Below are 16,568 nucleotides of genomic sequence, written 5' to 3'. Positions count from 1 at the left end.
CGACGGCGGCGACCGTGCAGGGTCCGGCCGCCCCGGGCGGCGTGCCCGCGGCGCGGCGCAAGGGCGTGACGGGCACCCGGCGCTGGGTGGCGGCAGTCTTCCTGCTGCCCGCGCTGGTGCTGCTGGGGGCGCTGGTGGTGTACCCGATCGCGTACACGCTCTGGCGCAGCCTCTTCGACAAGGCGGGATCGGGCTTCGTCGGGCTGGAGAACTACGGCTCGGTCTTCAGCGACGACAGCACCCTGACCGCGCTGCGCAACACCGCGGTCTGGGTGGTCGTGGCGCCGGTCCTGGCCACGGCGCTCGGCCTGGTCTTCGCGGTGCTGACCGAACGGGTGAGCTGGGGCACCGCCTTCAAGCTGGTCGTCTTCATGCCGATGGCGATCTCGATGCTGGCGGCCGGGATCATCTTCCGGCTGGTGTACGAGCAGGACCCGGCGCGCGGCGCGGCGAACGCGGTCGTCGTCGGCGTCCACGACACCTTCGCCGACTCCTCCGCCTACCCCGGGGCCAGACCCCGCCCGGGCGGGGAGCTGGCGGCCTCGGGCGGCGGCTCGTACACCACGCAGCAGGCGGCGCGGCAGGGCACGGCGGTCGCGCTGCCGCTGATCGGCATCCCGGCGGCCGAGCTCCCCGCGGGGACGGGCGCCGCCCGGCAGGCGGCCGCCGGGCCCGGGGTGACCGGCACGGTGTGGCTGGACTTCAAGCCGGGCGGCGGAGGCACGGCGGGCGCCGTCGACGCCGGGGAGAAGGCGCTGAAGGGCGTGCGGGTCGAGGCCGTGAAGGACGGCCGGGTGGTCGCTTCCGCGACGTCCGGCGCGGACGGCACCTTCGCGCTCCCGGCGTCCGCGGCCGGCGCCCGACTGCGGCTGCCCGCCTCGAACTTCGCGCAGCCGTACAACGGCATCGACTGGCTCGGCCCGACGCTGGTGACGCCCGCCATCATCGGTGCCTACCTGTGGATGTGGGCGGGCTTCGCGATGGTGCTGATCGCCGCGGGGCTCGCCGGGGTGCCGCGCGAGCTGATGGAGGCGGCGCGGATCGACGGCGCCAACGAGTGGCAGGTGTTCCGCCGGATCACCGTGCCGTTGCTGGCTCCGGTGCTGGTCGTGGTGGTCGTCACGCTGATGATCAACGTGATGAAGATCTTCGACCTGGTCTACATCATCGCGCCCAGCACCTCGCAGGACGACGCCAACGTCCTGGCGCTGCAACTGTTCCTGTCGTCCTTCGGGGGCGGCAACAACCAGGGCGTCGGCAGCGCGATCGGCGTCATCCTGCTGCTCCTGGTCGTCCCGGTCATGGTGTTCAACATCCGCCGTCTGCGCAGGGAGGCCCGCCGATGACGACCGTCGCAGGCACAGCGGAACCCGCCGGACCGGCCCGGCCCGCCGGCCCGGAGACCGCGGGCAGGGCCGCCAGGGCGCCGCTCGCCGCGCGCCTGGTGGAGCGGGCCGGCGCCGGCGTGCTGCGCGTGTTCCTCGTGCTGGTCGCGCTGTTCTGGCTGATGCCGACCGTGGGGCTGCTGATCTCCTCGTTCCGCGGACCGGTGGACATCGGCGCCACGGGCTGGTGGAAGGTGTTCACCGCGCCCTCGCAGCTGACCGCCGCCAACTACCGCGAGCTGCTGGGCAACGACGCCGTCACCTCGTCGCTGCTGAACACCGCGCTCATCACGGTGCCGGCCACCTTGCTGGTGGTGGTCATCGGCTCGCTGGCGGGCTACGCCTTCGCCTGGATGGAGTTCCCGGGCAGGGACTGGCTGTTCCTGCTGGTGGTCGGGCTGCTGGTGGTGCCGGTGCAGATCGCGCTGGTCCCGGTGGCCAAACTCTTCGGTGACATCGGGATCTTCGGCGACATCATCGGCGTCGTCCTGTTCCACACCGGCTTCGGCCTGCCGTTCGCGATCTTCCTGCTGCGCAACTTCTTCGCGGAGATCCCGCGGGAGCTGCTGGAGGCCGCGCGGCTGGACGGGGCGGGCGAGCTGCGGCTGTTCGCGCGGGTGATCATGCCGCTGGGCGGTCCGGCGATCGCCTCGCTCGGCATCTTCCAGTTCCTGTGGGTGTGGAACGACATGCTGGTGGCGCTGATCTTCTCCAACGCCGACTCGCAGCCCATCACCGTCGCACTGCAGCAGCAGGTCAGGCAGTTCGGCAACAACATCGACATCCTGGCGCCGGGCGCCTTCGTGTCGATGGTGGTCCCGCTGGTCGTCTTCTTCGCCTTCCAGCGGCAGTTCGTCTCCGGCGTCATGGCGGGCGCCGTGAAGTAGGCGCGCGGGGCAGGGCCGGGGCCGGGCAACACTCCGTGGCCGGAACGGTCGCCGGACGCGGCACGCCCGTCAGGATATAACGGGCATAAGCCGCGTACGTCGATCCTACGGATGTGCTGCCTTGCCCCGGTTCAGCGTCATCGTGCCCGTCCACAAGGTGCAGGCCTATCTGCACGAGTGCCTGGAGTCGGTGCTCGGGCAGAGCTTCACCGACGTCGAGCTGATCGCCGTCGACGACCGCTCCCCCGACGGCTGCGGCGCGGTCGTCGAGTCCTACGCGGCCCGCGACCACCGGGTCACCGCCGTGCACCTGGCCGAGAACGTGGGCCCCGGGCGGGCCCGCAACGCCGGCATCGCCCACGCCACCGGCGACTACCTGCTCTTCCTCGACGGCGACGACACCCTCACACCCGGCACGCTGCGGGCCGTGGCCGACCGGCTGGCCGAGACCGCCGAACCCGACGTGCTGGTCTTCGACCACGCCCGCACGTACTGGGACGGCCGCGTCGTCCGCGGCCGCCACGCCGGCCCGCTCTCCCACGCCGGGCCGCCGCCCGGTCCCCTCGCCGACCGGCCCGGTCTGCTGCGCCTGCTGCCGGTGGCGTGGAACAAGGCCTACCGGCGGGAGTTCGTCCAGCGGCGCGGCCTGTCCTTCCCGCCCGGCTGGTACGAGGACGTGCCCTTCACGTACCCCGCGCTGCTCGGCGCCGGCAGCGTCGCCGTGCTGGACCGGGTCTGCGTGCACGACCGGCAGCGCCGCCACGGCAGCGTCCCGCGCACCACCAGCACCCGCCACTTCGACGTCTTCGAGCAGTACGAGCGGCTCTTCGCCTTCCTCGACCGCCACCCCGCGCACGACCCGTGGCGGCCCGCGCTCTTCCGGCGGATGGCCGACCACCTGCTGCTGATCTACAACAGCGCCGACCGGCTGCCCCGTTCGTCGCGCGCCGCCTATTTCAAGCGCTGCGGTCTGCTCCTGCGCCGGCTGCGGCCCCCGGAGGCCGGCCGCCCCGGGCGCGGCGGCGAGCCCCGGCGGCTGCTGGTGCGGCTCGGCGCCCGCCACGTCTTCGACGCGGTGCGGGCCGCGGGCGCGCTGCGCGGGCGGCTGCGCGCGCTGGCCGGGGCCGCCCGTCTCACCGTCCGCACGGCGGCCCTGCGGGCGCACTACCGCCTGCAGCGGCGGCGGCCCCTCGACCCGCGGTCGGCCGTCTTCGCCGCCGACCGGTACGGCGGCTACGCCTGCAACCCCGCCGCCCTGGAGACCGCCGTCCGCGGCCTCGCCCCGCACCTGCGCACGGCCTGGATCACCACCGAGGAGCACGCCGGAACGCTGCCGCCCGGGGTGCGCCGCCTCCAGCCGGACTCGCCCGCGTACTGGACGGCGCTGGCCCGGGCCACGTACCTGGTCAACAACGTCAACTTCCCGCACGCGTACGTCAAGCGCCCCGGCCAGGTGAACCTGCACACCCACCAGGGCACCCCGCTCGGCCACATGGGACTGGACGTGCACGGCGACCCCGCCGCCTCGGCCGGCCGGGACTTCGCGCGCATGCTCGCCCACACCGACCGCTGGGACTACTGCCTGTCCGCCAACCCGCACTCCTCGGTGGTCTGGGAGCGCGCCTACCCGGCCGGCTACGTCACCCTGGAGTACGGCCAGCCCCGCAACGACGTGCTGCTCCGGGCCTCCGCGGACGACGTGCTGCGGCTGCGCGCCGCCCTCGGGCTGCCCGAGGGCGTCACGGCCCTGCTGTACGCCCCGGCCCACCGCGACCACCGGCACGGCTTCCGCCCGCCCGCCGACCCGGCCCGGCTGGGCCGGGAACTCGGCCCGGGATTCATGATCCTGTACCGGGCACCGCGCGAGCACCCGGACCGCGGATGCGCGGCCGGCCTCCCCGAGGACCTGCCGGGCAACGTGCTCGACGTCTCCGCGCATCGGAGCGTGCAGGAGCTGTGCCTGGCATCCGACGGGCTGATCACCGACTACGCGTCCCTGATGTTCGACTACGCCGTCCTGGACCGGCCGGTGGTCGTGCACGCCGAGGACTGGACGGCGTACCGGATCGCGCGCGGCGCCTATCTCGACATCACCGCGGAGCCGCCGGGGCTGGTCGCCGGGTCCGGGGACGAACTTCTCGACATCCTGCGCACCGGCGCCTGGCGCGGCCCGCTGTCCACCCGGCTGCGCGCCGCCTTCCGGGAGCGCTACTGCCCGTGGGACGACGGGCAGGCCGCCGAGCGGGTCGTGCGCCGGGTCTTCCTGGGCGAGCCGGGCGGCCTGCCCCCGATTGCTCCCGCGCGGGGCCGCCGCCCGGCCCCCGCCCCGGACCGGGCCCATGAGCAGGTCCGGGCGCAGGCCCGGGCGCAGGCCTGCGCGCAGGAGCCCGGCGGGGTGTACGACCAGACCCGCGACCCGGCGCCCGGCGCCTGACGTCCCCAGCGGTTCACCCGTTCGGCTCAGAGGAGGTGACCGACGCGGCCGGGGCGAGTTGAACTCCTCGTCCCCGCACACCGCCCGTACCCGGAAAGGGTGACGTCAGCCGATGGCCCCGCGCACGCCCCGCCTCACCGTCGTCGTCCCGGTCCACAACGTCGAGGCGCACGTGGCGGAGTGCCTTGCCTCGGTGGCCGCGCAGACCCTCGACGCGCTCGACGTGGTGGTCGTGGACGACGGTTCCACGGACGCCGGCGCCGAGATCGCGCGCTCCTTCGCCGACCGCGACCCCCGCTTCCGGCTGGTCCGCCAGGAAGCCGCGGGCCTGGGCCACGCCCGCAACACCGGTGTCCGGCACGCCGATCCGGCCACCTCCTACCTCGCCTTCCTCGACGGCGACGACGTCCTGCCGCCGCGCGCGTACGAGACGCTGGTGCGGATGCTGGACGCCTCCAGCTCGGACTTCGCCACCGGCAACGCCTGGCGGCTCACCGAGGACGGCCGCGAAGAGGCCTGGCCGCGGCGCGACACGAGCCGCACCGTGCCGCGCACCCATGTCACCCGGGACCCGGCGCTGCTCTCCGACCGGGCCGCCTGGAACAAGGTCTTCCGGCGTGACTTCTGGGAGCGGCACCACCTCGCCTTCCCCGAGGACCTGCAGTACGAGGACGCCCCGCTCACCCTTCGCGCGCACTTCCTCGCCGAGGCCGTGGACGTCCTGCACGACCACGTCCACTACCGGCGGGTCCACGAGGGTTCGGCCGCCGGGCGGCGCACCGAGGTGCGAGGCGTGCGGGGCGCGCGCGGCGCGGCGGACCGCGTCGCGGCCGTCGACTCGGTCAGCCGCTTCCTCGCCGACCCGGCGCACCCCGCCCGGGGCGCGTACAAGCGCGCCTACGACCGCTCGGTGCTCACCGACGACCTGCAGGACCTCGTCGAGGCGCTGCCGATCGCGGGACCGGAGTACCGGCGGGTGTTCATGGAGCGCTGCCGGGACTTCCTCAGCCGTGCCGACCCCGGCGTCTTCCCCGAACTCCCCGTCGCGCAGCGGATCATCTGGCACCTGGTCGCCAAGGACCGGCTCGACGACCTCGTCGCGTTCCTGGACCACCAGCGCGCCAATCCGTCCGGGTTCACGGTCGCCGGGCCGCCGCTGCGCAAGCGCGCGGTGGTCGCCGCCGCGGACGGCACCCCGATGGCACTGCCCCCCTCCGTGGTGCGGCTGCGCCGCGCCGACCTGTCCGTGCACGCCGAGGTCGCCGAAGTGTCCCGGGAGAACGGCCGGCTGGTGCTGCGCGGCCACGCCTACCTGCGCAACATCGACGCCGGGCAGCCCGGCGACGCCCACATCACCGCCGTCGCGCTCAGCGGGCGGCGGCGCCGGGTCAAGGTCCTGCTGCTGCCGGTGCGCATCCACCAGGAACCGGCCGCGACCGTCGGCTCCCGCCAGGAGGAACACTGCTACGACTGGTCGGGCTTCGAGATCACCGTCGACCCGGCACGGCTGCGGCCCGGCAGGTGGCGGATCGCGGTGGTCGTCGCCGCGCGAGGTGTCATCCGCACGGCGGGACTGCGCGCCGCGGACCTCGGTTCCGGTGCCTCCCCGCAGTCGTACCCGGCGGGCGACGGGACCCGGGTGGTGCCGTACCACCGGGCGGGACGGCTGCACCTGTCGGTGGACCCGGTGACCCGGACAGTGGTGGACCACCGGGCGGGCCCCGACCAGACGGTGGAGCTGGACGTCACCGGCGCGCCGGACGCCACCGCGCTGCGCCTGACGCTCGCCTCGACGCGGGCGGTCCTCACGTATCCGGTCCAGGACGCGGACCACGGCGTCCGCCGGGTCCGCGTGCGCCTCGCCGACCTCGGGGACGCCCGGCCCGCGCTGGAACCCGGCCCCCGGCAGATCGCCCCGGAGACCACCGAGACGTGGGAGGCCGTCCTGATGCGGCCGGGCCGCACCGACCCGGTCCATCTCGACGGGGACCTGCCGGCCGGCCACTACCCGCTCGGCACGGACGCCCGGTTCGCCGGTGTCCACCGCGAGCTGCTGGTCGAGGCCGACGCCGCAGGCCGGCTGGTGCTGCGCGACCGCACACCCCAGCCGGTCGTGGACGCCGTCGGCTGGACCGCCGAGGGCGCGCTCGTCCTCACCGGCCGGCTGGCGCCGGACACCCCGCCCGGCCGGGCCGAACTGGTCCTGCGGCACGGCACGTTCAGCGCCGAGCACGCCTTCCCCGTACGCCTGGACAGCGCGGCCGCGTCGCCGGCCCCGGCGGGCCGGGCCCGGCACCGCGACGGGCGCCGCTTCACCGTGACCGTGCGCCCCGGCCGCATCGAGACCCTCGCCGGGACCGTGCCGCTGGCCGAGGGCCGCTGGGACCTGTGGCTGCGGGCCGGCGGGCACGACGCGCCCGTGCGGGTGGCCCCCGCGGCGTTCGACGCGCTGCCGATGGCGGCGGGCTCCGGCGGCAAGGCGTTCACCGTGGACCGGCACCGGCACGACCGGCTGTTCGTGGAGGCCGGAGCGACCGTGCCGGAGCCGCAGCGCGGCCCCTACCGGCAGCGCGTGCTGCGCGAGACGCACTACCCGCGCACCCGGGGCCTGCCGCGCCGCGACACCGTGCTCTACAGCTCCTTCGACGGCCGCAGCAGCGGCGACTCCCCGCGCGCGGTCCACGAGGAACTGCTGCGCCGCCGCGAGGCCGACCAACTGGAGCACCTGTGGGTGGTGCGGGACGGCCAGGCGGTGCCGCCCGGTACCGCGCGGCCCGTGGTCCTGCACAGCGCCGCCTGGTACGAGGCGCTGGCGCGCAGCCGCTACGTGGTCACCAACACGCACCTGCCGCCGTGGTTCGTCCGCCGCCCCGACCAGCGGGTGCTGCAGACCTGGCACGGCGCTCCGGTCAAGCGCACCGGCCGCGACCTGGCCGGCACCCTGTGCGCGGAGCTCGCCCACCTGCCGCGCCCGCCGCGCGACACGGGCCGGCAGTGGAGCGTGCTGCTGTCGCCGAACGCGCACAGCACGGGCGCGCTGCGCACGGCGCTCGCCTTCGACGGGGAGGTCGCCGAGACCGGACTGCCGCGCACCGACGTGCTGTTCGCCGACGACCGCGACAAGATCGCCGCCTCGCTGCGGGACCGGCTGGGCATCCCGCGGGGCCGCACCGTGGTGCTCTACGCCCCGACGCGCCGCGACGACCGGGCGTACGACGCCGGCCACTACCGCCGCTCCCCCCACCTGGACCTGGCGGGCGCCGAGGCCGCCCTCGGCAGGGACCACGTGCTGCTGTACCGCTCGCACCCGATGGTCGCCGACCGGCTGCGGCCGGGCCGCTCCGGCTTCGTCCGCGACGTGTCCGCGCACCCCGACGCGGCCGAACTGCTGCTGCTCGCCGACGTGCTGGTCACCGACTACGCCTCGCTCGCCGCGGACTTCGCCAACACCGGCCGCCCGATGCTCTTCCTCGTGCCCGACCTGGAGCACGTCCGCGACACCCTGCGCGGCTTCTACCCCGACTTCGAGGCCCAGGCGCCCGGTCCGCTGCTGCACTCCACCGCCGAGGTCGCCGGCGCGCTGCGCGACCTGGACACCGTGGCACGGCACAGCGCCGACGCGTACGCCCACTTCCGCGCGACCTTCTGCCACCTCGACGACGGCGGGGCCGCCGCCCGCGCCACCGACCGCCTGCTCGGCCTCGGCGGCACCGCACGCCGCTGAACGGTCCGTCCGCCGGTCCCCGCGCTCCCCCCGCGCCTGCCGTGGACCCGGTGCCGCCCCAGCCCGTCGCCGGCCCCGGGAACCGCGGGTCGTCGCGGTGCACCACGAGCGCGACCCGGGCGCCGGGCGGTCCCGCGGCACCGACGCCGAACGGGCCACCGGGGAGCCCCTGTTCCTCCTCGACGGCGACGACACCCTGCCCCGGGTCGCCGGCGGCGGCCGCACGGCGGCCGCGCCAGGACGGCGCCCCTGACCTCCTCACCTCGACCATGCGCGCACCTACCGGTGGGACACCGCCGGGAAGAGCCGTGTGCGGGACCTGCCGTCCTCCGCCGGCACCGAGGCCTTCCGGTCACCGAACGCCCGGAGTTCCTGGGGCTGTTCGCGATCGCCTCCCACCGGGTCCACCGCAGGGGCTTGCGCCGGGGGCACGGCTTCGCCTTCGGCGACGGCGTCCGCGAGCGCCCCGGTCCCGTACACGACGGTGCCCACCGCGGAGCGGATCTCCCGCCCGGACCACGTGCTGCCGGAGTACCGGCGGCGCCGCAGCGGGCGGGCACCCGCGCCCCGGCCGCCGCACGGGGAGGCCGCCAGTCGGCCGTAGCCCCTCCCACGAACGGGTGGCCGCACGCGGACACGTCCCCGTACGGACCCGCCGGGGATGCAGCACCGCGTGCCACGATCGAACATCGTGGTGACGAGCTGACGACGGCCGGGAGGGCTGCGTGACCGGCGTTCTGACGACCCAGCGGGACTGGCGCATCCAGACCTACGAGCTGCGCCGGGTGCGGCGCCCCTCGCCGTACCTGATTCTGGGCACCCTGTTCTGGCTGGTGGTGGCCCTGAAGACCTGGGACGCCGTACCGGCCGCCGACTTCGGGCAGCACGCCGCCGCGATCGAGCGGATCGCGGCGGACTGGCGGCACCCGTCCAACCCGCTGCTCGACATGCCCGGCACCGGCAGCCCTTACTTCACCCCGTACACGGTGCTGCTGGGGCTGCTGAGCAAGCTCACCGGCGTGCCGGGCTGGCAGTTGCTGAAGGCCTGCGGCCCGCTCAACCTCGCCCTGGTCGTCACCGGCATCGGCGCCTTCACCCGCACCCTCAGCACCCGCCGCTGGGCGCCGGTCCTGGCACTGGCGGCGTTCGTGCTGCTGTGGGGGCCGGAGCACAAGGAGTGGAGCGGCTTCCTCTCACTGCAGTCGATGACCCGCGGGCTGACCTACCCGAGCGCGTTCGCGATCGGCCTGACCTTCTGGGCGTGGGCGATCACCGCGCGCACCGCGCGGCGCGGCGTCGGCGGCCCGTGGCTGCACACCGGGCTCGGACTGCTGCTCGGCGTCATCCTGCTCGTCCACCCGTTCACCGCGATGGGCGCCGTCATCGGCGTGGCCGCCCTGGTGCTCGGCCTGCAGCAGACCCCGATCGTCGCCGGGATCCTGGGCCGCTGGGCGCTGACCGCCGCCGTCGCCTTCGCGGTGGCCGGGTGGTGGCCGTACTTCAGTGTCTCCGCGCTGCTCGGCGACCCGACGGTGGACGGGATCCACCGGCAGCTCTACGGCGACCTGTGGCAGTGGTACGGGCTCGCCCTGGCGGGCCTGCCGGCGCTGCTGTACCGGCTGCGGCTGAACCCGCTGGACCCGCTGGTGCTGATGTTCGCCGGGGACTGCGCGGTGGCCGCGTACGGCTGGTTCAGCGGCGAGTACTCCTACGGGCGGATCTTCGGCCTGCTGCTGGTGCCGCTGCAGTTCGCGCTGGCGGTCGAGCTCGCCGAGGCCCCGCCGTGGACGCTGCTGCGCACGGTGCTGGCACCGCTCGCCGCCGTGGCGGCCTGCGTCGGCCTGGTGGCGCAGGCCGGTGCGATCGTCCCGAAGCGCTACGTGCCGCCTGCGGTGCACCTGCAGCGGCTGAACCACTGGCCGAGCTACCAGTGGGCGCAGCGGCACGTGGCGGTCGGCGACGTCGTCCTGACCGACGCCTACGGTCCCTCCCACGTGATGCCGGCCTACGGCGCGTTCCTGGTCGCCCCCACCTGGCCCGACCCGTCGACCACGGCGGCTGAGCGGGGGCGCCGCGCCGCCGACGTCCGCACCTTCCTGGCCCCTACGACCGCGCCGGACCTGCGGCAGGCCATCGCCCGCCGCTACCACGTCCGCTGGATCATGACGGCTCCCAAGGCCCCGGTCCCGCCGGGCACCTCCCTGGTCGCCACCGGCCCGCGCACGCACGAACGGCTGTACCGGATCGGGTGACCGGGCGCCGACCGCACGGGAGGGGCCGGGGGATCTCCCCCGGCCCCTCCCGTTGTGCCGCGGCCCTCGCGGGGACCGTCAGTGGTGCGTGCGCAGCAGCGTGCGGAAGGTCCGCATCGCCACCGAAAGGTTCGCCAGGTCGAACGCCTCCGACCCCTGGATCTCGTCCAGGGTGGTGCGGGCCCGGGCGACCAGGGCGCCCCTGGCCTCCTCCCACTTCTTGAACCGCTGCTCCGGGGTGGAGGAGCCGTTGCCCACCGACAGCACGTCCGCCGTCAGCGCGGCGTGCGCGGCGAACAGGTCCTCACGGATGGAGGCACGGGCCATCGACTGCCAGCGGTCGGCGCGCGGCAGCTCGATGATGCGGTCCAGCAGCTGGGTGATCTGCAGGCGGTCGGCCAGGTCGTAGTAGACCTCGGCCACCGCCAGCGGGTCCTTGCCGCTGCGGTCGGCGACGTCCACGATGTCCAGCGCCGGGAAGGCGGAGGAGAACCCGGCCACCTTGGTGGCCAGTTCCTCCGGCACGCCCGCGCCGGTCAGCTCGTCGTGGATCGACTGGTACCACTCCAGGTCCGCGCCGCGCAGCAGCTTGGGCAGCTCGGCCCAGACCCGGGTGACCCCGTCGTGGAAGAACTCGATGGTCTCGGCGATCCGCAGCGGCTGCGGCCGGTTGTTGAGCAGCCAGCGCGAGGCCCGCTCCACCAGCCGCCGCGAGTGGAGCCGCACGCGGGTCTGGACATCGGCCGGCACGACGTTGTCGAGCGCCTCGACGTCGTCCCAGATCCGGCTCAGCCCGAAGATCGCGCGGGCCGCGGTGTGCGCCCGGACGATCTCCTCGCTGGTGGCGCCGGTCTCCTCCTTGAAGCGGTGGAGGAAGGTGCTGCCACCGGTGTTGACGGTGTCGTTGACCAGCACCGTCGTGATGATCTCGCGGCGCAGCGCGTGGGCGTCGATCTGCGCGGAGAAGCGCTCGCCCAGCGCCTTCGGGAAGTACGCGTCCAGCAGCCGCCGCAGGTACGGGTCGTCCGGCAGGTCGGTGGCGAGCAGTTCCTCCGCGGCGGTGATCTTGGTGTAGGCCAGCAGGACGGCGAGCTCCGGCTGGGTCAGCCCCTGGCCGGCGGCCAGCCGCTCGCGGATCTGCCGGTCCGTGGGCAGGAACTCCAGCGCCCGGTCCAGCATGCCGTCGCGCACCAGCCGGCGGATGAAGCGCTGGTGGGCGTGGAGCAGACTGGGGGCCTGCGCCATGCTGTTGGCCAGCGCGACGTTCTGCGCGTAGTTGTTGCGCAGCACCAGGGAACCGACCTCGTCGGTCATCTCGGCCAGCAGGGTGTTGCGCTGCTTGACCGTCATGTCGCCCTCGGCGACGACCGCGTTGAGCAGGATCTTGATGTTGACCTCGTGGTCGGAGGCGTCCACCCCGGCGCTGTTGTCGATGGCGTCGGTGTTGACCCGGCCCCCGGCCAGGGCGAACTCGATGCGGCCGAGCTGGGTCAGGCCCAGGTTGCCGCCCTCGCCGATGACCTTGGCGCGCACCTCGGCGCCGTTCACGCGGATGGCGTCGTTGGCCTTGTCGCCGACGTCCAGGTGCGACTCGGCGGACGACTTGACGTAGGTGCCGATACCGCCGTTCCACAGCAGGTCCACCGGGGCCTTGAGGATCGCCTTCATCAGGTCGGCCGGGGTCATCTTCGCCACCGGCTGCTCGATGCCGAGCGCCTTGCGGATCTGCGGGGTGATCGTGATCGCCTTGGCGCTGCGCGGGAAGATCCCGCCGCCGTGCGAGATCAGCTTCGCGTCGTACTCCGCCCACGAGGAGCGCGGCAGCTCGAACATCCGGCGGCGCTCGGCGTAGGAGGTCACCGCGTCGGGCTGAGGGTCGATGAAGATGTGCCGGTGGTCGAAGGCGGCGACCAGCCGGATGTGCTCGCTGAGCAGCATGCCGTTGCCGAAGACGTCACCGGACATGTCGCCGACGCCGACGACCGTGAAGTCCTCGTTCTGGGTGTCGTGGCCCATCTCGCGGAAGTGCCGCTCGACGGACTCCCACGCGCCGCGGGCGGTGATGCCCATCTTCTTGTGGTCGTAGCCGACCGAGCCGCCGGAGGCGAACGCGTCGCCGAGCCAGAAGCCGTAGGAGTCGGCGACCTCGTTGGCGATGTCGGAAAACGACGCGGTGCCCTTGTCGGCCGCGACCACCAGGTAGGTGTCGTCGCCGTCGTGGCGCACCACGTCGGCGGGCGGCACGACCTGGCCGCCCACCAGGTTGTCGGTGATGTCGAGCAGGCCGGAGATGAAGGTCTTGTACGAGGCGATGCCCTCGGCCAGCCACGCGTCGCGGTCGGCCGCGGGGTCGGGCAGCCGCTTGCCGACGAAGCCGCCCTTGGCGCCGACCGGCACGATGACGGTGTTCTTCACCATCTGCGCCTTGACCAGGCCGAGCACCTCGGTGCGGAAGTCCTCGCGCCGGTCGGACCAGCGCAGGCCGCCGCGGGCGACCTTGCCGAAGCGCAGGTGCACGCCCTCCACCCGCGGGGAGTAGACCCAGATCTCGTACGCCGGGCGCGGCGCGGGCAGGTCCGGGATCGCCTGCGGGTCGAACTTCATCGACAGGTAGGCGTGCGGCCTGCCGCCCTCGGCGCGCTGGAAGTAGTTGGTGCGCAGCGTCGCCTTGATCAGGGTGAGGAAGGAACGCAGGATGCGGTCCTCGTCCAGGCTCGCGACCTGCTCCAGGGCGGCGTCCACCTCCTCCAGCAGGGCGTCGGTCAGCTCGCTGCCGGCCCGCTGGTGGTCCGGGGAGAGCCGCGCCTGGAAGAGGTTGACCAGCAGCCGGGTGGTGTGGACGTTGTTGCGGAGGGTGTCCTCCATGTAGTCCTGCGAGAAGGCCGTGCCGGCCTGCCGCAGGTACTTGGCGTAGGCGCGCAGCATCATCGCCTGCCGCCAGCTGAGACCGGCGCTCAGCACCAGCGAGTTGAAGCCGTCGTTCTCGGCCTGACCGGTCCAGGTCGCGGTGAAGGCGTCCTGGAAGCGCTCGCGGGCGTCGTACCCGAGGTCGCCGAGCTTGGGGTCGATCCGCAGCCCGAAGTCGTAGATCCAGGCGCGTCCCGCGCCCTCCTCGCCGGCCTGCGACGAGGAGGACGTGCGGCGCAGCTCGTAGGGGCGCTCGTCGGTGACCTCGACGCCCAGCCGCTGCAGCGCCGGCAGCACGGCGGACAGCGAGACCGGCGCACCGGTGCGGTAGATCTTGAAGCGGCGCTCGCCGGGGGCGGCACCGACCGGCTCGTACAGGCTGAGGCAGAAGTCCTCGCCGTTGAGCCGCTCCAGGTGCTGCAGGTCGGCGACGGCGGCACGCGGGGTGAAGTCGGCGCGGTAGCCGTCGGGGAAGGCGTGCGCGTAGCGGCGGTTCATCTCGGCGGCGCGTTCCTCGCCGCACTCGGCGTTCAGCGCCTCGGCGAAGCCGTCGGCCCAGGAACGCACGGCCTCGGTCAGCCGGGCCTCGATCCGCTCGACGTCGCCGTCGCTCAGCTGCGGCAGCCGCGTGCCGGGGGCGACCCGGACCACGAAGTGCAGCCGGGAGAGCACCGATTCGGTGCTCCAGGCGGTGAAGTCGACCGTGACGCCGTTCAGTTCCTCCTTGAGGATGTCCGTCAGCCGCAGCCGGACCGCCGTGGTGAAGCGGTCGCGCGGCATGTAGACCAGCGCGGACAGGTAGCGCCCGTACTCGTCCTGCCGCAGGAACAGCCGCAGCCGGCGGCGCTCCTGCAGGTACAGCACGCTGGTGACGGTCTCGCGCAGTTCGTCCGGCGAGGTCTGGAACAGCTCGTCGCGCGGGTAGGTCTCCAGGATCTGCAGCAGGTCGCGGCCGTCGTGGCTGTCCGGCGAGACGCCGGCGCCCTCCAGCACCTCGGCGACCTTGCGGCGGATCACCGGGACCCGGCGCACCGACTCGGTGTACGCGGCCGAGGAGAACAGGCCGAGGAAGCGGCGCTCGCCGATGACGTTGCCGTCGGCGTCGAACTTCTTCACGCCGATGTAGTCCAGGTACGACGGCCGGTGCACGGTGGCCCGGCTGTTCGCCTTGGTGATGATCAGCAGCCGCTGCTCACGGGCCTTCTTGCGGGCGTCGACGGGGAGCCGGTTGAACGACGGCGACACCGGGTGGGCGTTGTGGCGGCCCTCGGCGTCGTGGTGGTGCGGGTCGGAGCGCAGGATGCCGAGCCCGGTGCCGGGCACCGCGGTGAGCACGTCCTCCTGGCCCTCGGGGGTGCTCTCCGTGGTGAGCGCGTACTCCCGGTAGCCGATGAAGGTGAAGTGGTCGTCCGACAGCCAGCGCAGCAGCTCCCAGGCCTCGCCGACCTCCTGCTCGGGCAGCGGCGGCGGGGTCGCGGCCAGCTCGTCGGCGATGCGCAGCGCGCCGTCGCGCATCTTCTGCCAGTCCTCGACGGCCTCACGGACGTCGGACAGCACGCGGCGCAGGTCGGCGCCGATCTGCTTGAGGTCCTCGCGGTCGGTCTCGCGGTCGATCTCGACGTGGATCCAGGACTCGGTCAGCACGTCGTGCGGCAGCTGGGCGCCGTCGCCGGGGACGGCCTCCAGCACCTCCAGCAGGTTGCCGGTCAGGTCGCGGCGGACCAGCATCTGCGGGTGGACGACCACGTGGATCGCGCGGTCCTGCCGGGACAGCTCATTGGTGACGGAGTCGACGAGGAAGGGCATGTCGTCGGTGACCACCTCGACGACGGTGTGGCTGCACGTCCACCCGTTCTCCTCGACCGAGGGCGTGTGCACGCGGACGTTCGCGGTGCCCTGCGGGCGGACCTCGGCGAGGCGGTAGTGGGACAGCGCGGCGCCGTAGACGTCCACCGGGTCGCGGTGGAGGAGGTCCTCGGGGGCGCTGTGCAGGTAGTAGCGCTGCAGGAAGGAGTCCAGCGCCTCCTTCACCGGGCCCTGGCCGTCGCCCGCCCCTGCCGTGCCGGGAGCCGGCGTTCCCCCCGCCGAAGGTCCGGGGCCCACGCGGGCCGCCCGTTCCAGCAGCTCGGCCTTGGCTTCGTCCAGCTTGGTCTGCATGTCCTCATGCTCCCTGTCGCGCGCCGTTGCGTGACGTAGGTCGTGGTGATCGATGGATCAGCGCTGATCACGCTGTAAGGCTATCGCTACGGCCGGGGGGGCTGTCAGGGGCTCTTTGTGTACAAAACCACGAACCAATCTTTGACGAACTGGACAGTCCGGCCGCACGGGTGCAGGTTGAGGAGGTGACCGTACGGAGGTCGTAGCGAGACGTTTACACACGCGACGGGAAGGGACGGGAAACCCGGTCATGGCCACCAAGATCCTGATCGTCACCGGCGACGCTGCCGAGTCGCTCGAAGTCATGTACCCGTACCAGCGACTCCTCGAAGAGGGTTACGAGGTGCACATCGCGGCACCCACCCGCAAGAAGCTCCGGTTCGTCGTGCACGACTTCGAGGAGGGCTTCGACACCTACACCGAGAAGCCGGGCTACACCTGGCAGGCGGACCTGTCCTTCGCCGACGTCGACCCCGGCGCGTACGCGGCCGTCGTCGTCCCCGGCGGGCGCGCCCCCGAGTACCTGCGCAACGACCCCGAGCTGCGCAAGGTGCTCAAGGCCTTCTTCGACGCCGACAAGCCGGTCGCCCAGATCTGCCACGGACCGCTGCTGACGGCCGCGGTGGGCGCCCTCAGCGGCCGCCGGGTCACCGCCTACCCGGCGCTGGAGATGGACATGGAGGCGGCGGGCGCCGGCTTCCAGGACACCGCCGTCGTCGTGGACGGCATGGTGGTCTCCTCGCGGGCCTGGCCGGACCACCCCTCGTGGATGCGGGAGTTCCTGACCGTGCTGCGGTCCAAGGCGCCGGTGACCTGAGGCGG

Annotated in this window: 9 protein-coding genes; 7 read left to right on the top strand and 2 right to left on the bottom strand. The window is 73.6% G+C overall.

What is annotated here, in order from left to right:
* The first annotated feature begins 14 nt into the window (after nt 1–14).
* The 5 genes from ACIP98_RS33175 (at nt 15) to ACIP98_RS33155 (ending at nt 8,683) form a co-directional block, all read left to right on the top strand.
* Nucleotides 15–1,346, top strand: a complete 1,332-nt coding sequence (locus ACIP98_RS33175; protein WP_401979490.1) for a carbohydrate ABC transporter permease — start codon at nt 15–17, stop codon at nt 1,344–1,346.
* The gene (locus ACIP98_RS33170) at nt 1,343–2,272 is read left to right on the top strand and encodes a carbohydrate ABC transporter permease (protein ID WP_319665690.1); all 930 of its coding nucleotides are present in this window, start codon (nt 1,343–1,345) and stop codon (nt 2,270–2,272) included. Before ACIP98_RS33175 ends, ACIP98_RS33170 begins: the two co-directional genes overlap by 4 nt.
* 121 nt (nt 2,273–2,393) lie before the next feature.
* Nucleotides 2,394–4,706 carry a bifunctional glycosyltransferase family 2 protein/CDP-glycerol:glycerophosphate glycerophosphotransferase gene (locus tag ACIP98_RS33165; RefSeq protein WP_319665689.1) on the top strand — a complete coding sequence of 771 codons (2,313 nt, stop codon included), beginning with the start codon at nt 2,394–2,396 and terminating at the stop codon, nt 4,704–4,706.
* A gap of 112 nt (nt 4,707–4,818) precedes the next feature.
* Nucleotides 4,819–8,430: a CDP-glycerol glycerophosphotransferase family protein gene (locus tag ACIP98_RS33160; RefSeq protein ID WP_401979488.1), complete on the top strand. Its 3,612-nt coding sequence runs from the start codon at nt 4,819–4,821 to the stop codon at nt 8,428–8,430.
* A 97-nt stretch (nt 8,431–8,527) separates the two neighbouring features.
* Nucleotides 8,528–8,683 (top strand): hypothetical protein, encoded by a 156-nt coding sequence (locus tag ACIP98_RS33155; RefSeq protein ID WP_401979487.1) that lies wholly within the window; start codon nt 8,528–8,530, stop codon nt 8,681–8,683.
* Nucleotides 8,684–8,709: 26 nt separating this feature from the next.
* On the opposite strand, the gene ACIP98_RS33150 is transcribed toward ACIP98_RS33155, so the two are convergent.
* Complete coding sequence (locus ACIP98_RS33150) at nt 8,710–9,060, bottom strand: hypothetical protein (protein ID WP_401979484.1); 351 nt, start codon at nt 9,058–9,060, stop codon at nt 8,710–8,712.
* 95 nt (nt 9,061–9,155) lie between these two features.
* Between ACIP98_RS33150 and ACIP98_RS33145 the strand changes: the two genes are divergently transcribed.
* Nucleotides 9,156–10,682 carry a hypothetical protein gene (locus tag ACIP98_RS33145; protein WP_401979482.1) on the top strand — a complete coding sequence of 509 codons (1,527 nt, stop codon included), beginning with the start codon at nt 9,156–9,158 and terminating at the stop codon, nt 10,680–10,682.
* 78 nt (nt 10,683–10,760) lie between these two features.
* Here the strand turns inward: ACIP98_RS33145 and ACIP98_RS33140 are convergent, their stop codons facing one another.
* A complete protein-coding gene (locus ACIP98_RS33140; protein WP_401979480.1) occupies nt 10,761–15,746 on the bottom strand; it encodes an NAD-glutamate dehydrogenase in 4,986 nt (1,661 codons plus the stop codon).
* Nucleotides 15,747–15,996: 250 nt separating this feature from the next.
* Here ACIP98_RS33140 and ACIP98_RS33135 point away from each other — a divergent pair, with 250 nt between their 5' ends.
* Nucleotides 15,997–16,563, top strand: coding sequence for a DJ-1/PfpI family protein (locus ACIP98_RS33135; protein WP_319665684.1), 567 nt, complete (start codon nt 15,997–15,999; stop codon nt 16,561–16,563).
* The last annotated feature ends 5 nt before the right edge of the window (nt 16,564–16,568 follow it).

Source organism: Streptomyces sp. NPDC088354 (genome assembly GCF_044753585.1).
GTDB lineage: Bacteria > Actinomycetota > Actinomycetes > Streptomycetales > Streptomycetaceae > Actinacidiphila.
The sequence above is the reverse complement of the archived record's forward strand: the minus strand, read 5'-3'. Positions and strand labels throughout refer to the sequence as shown.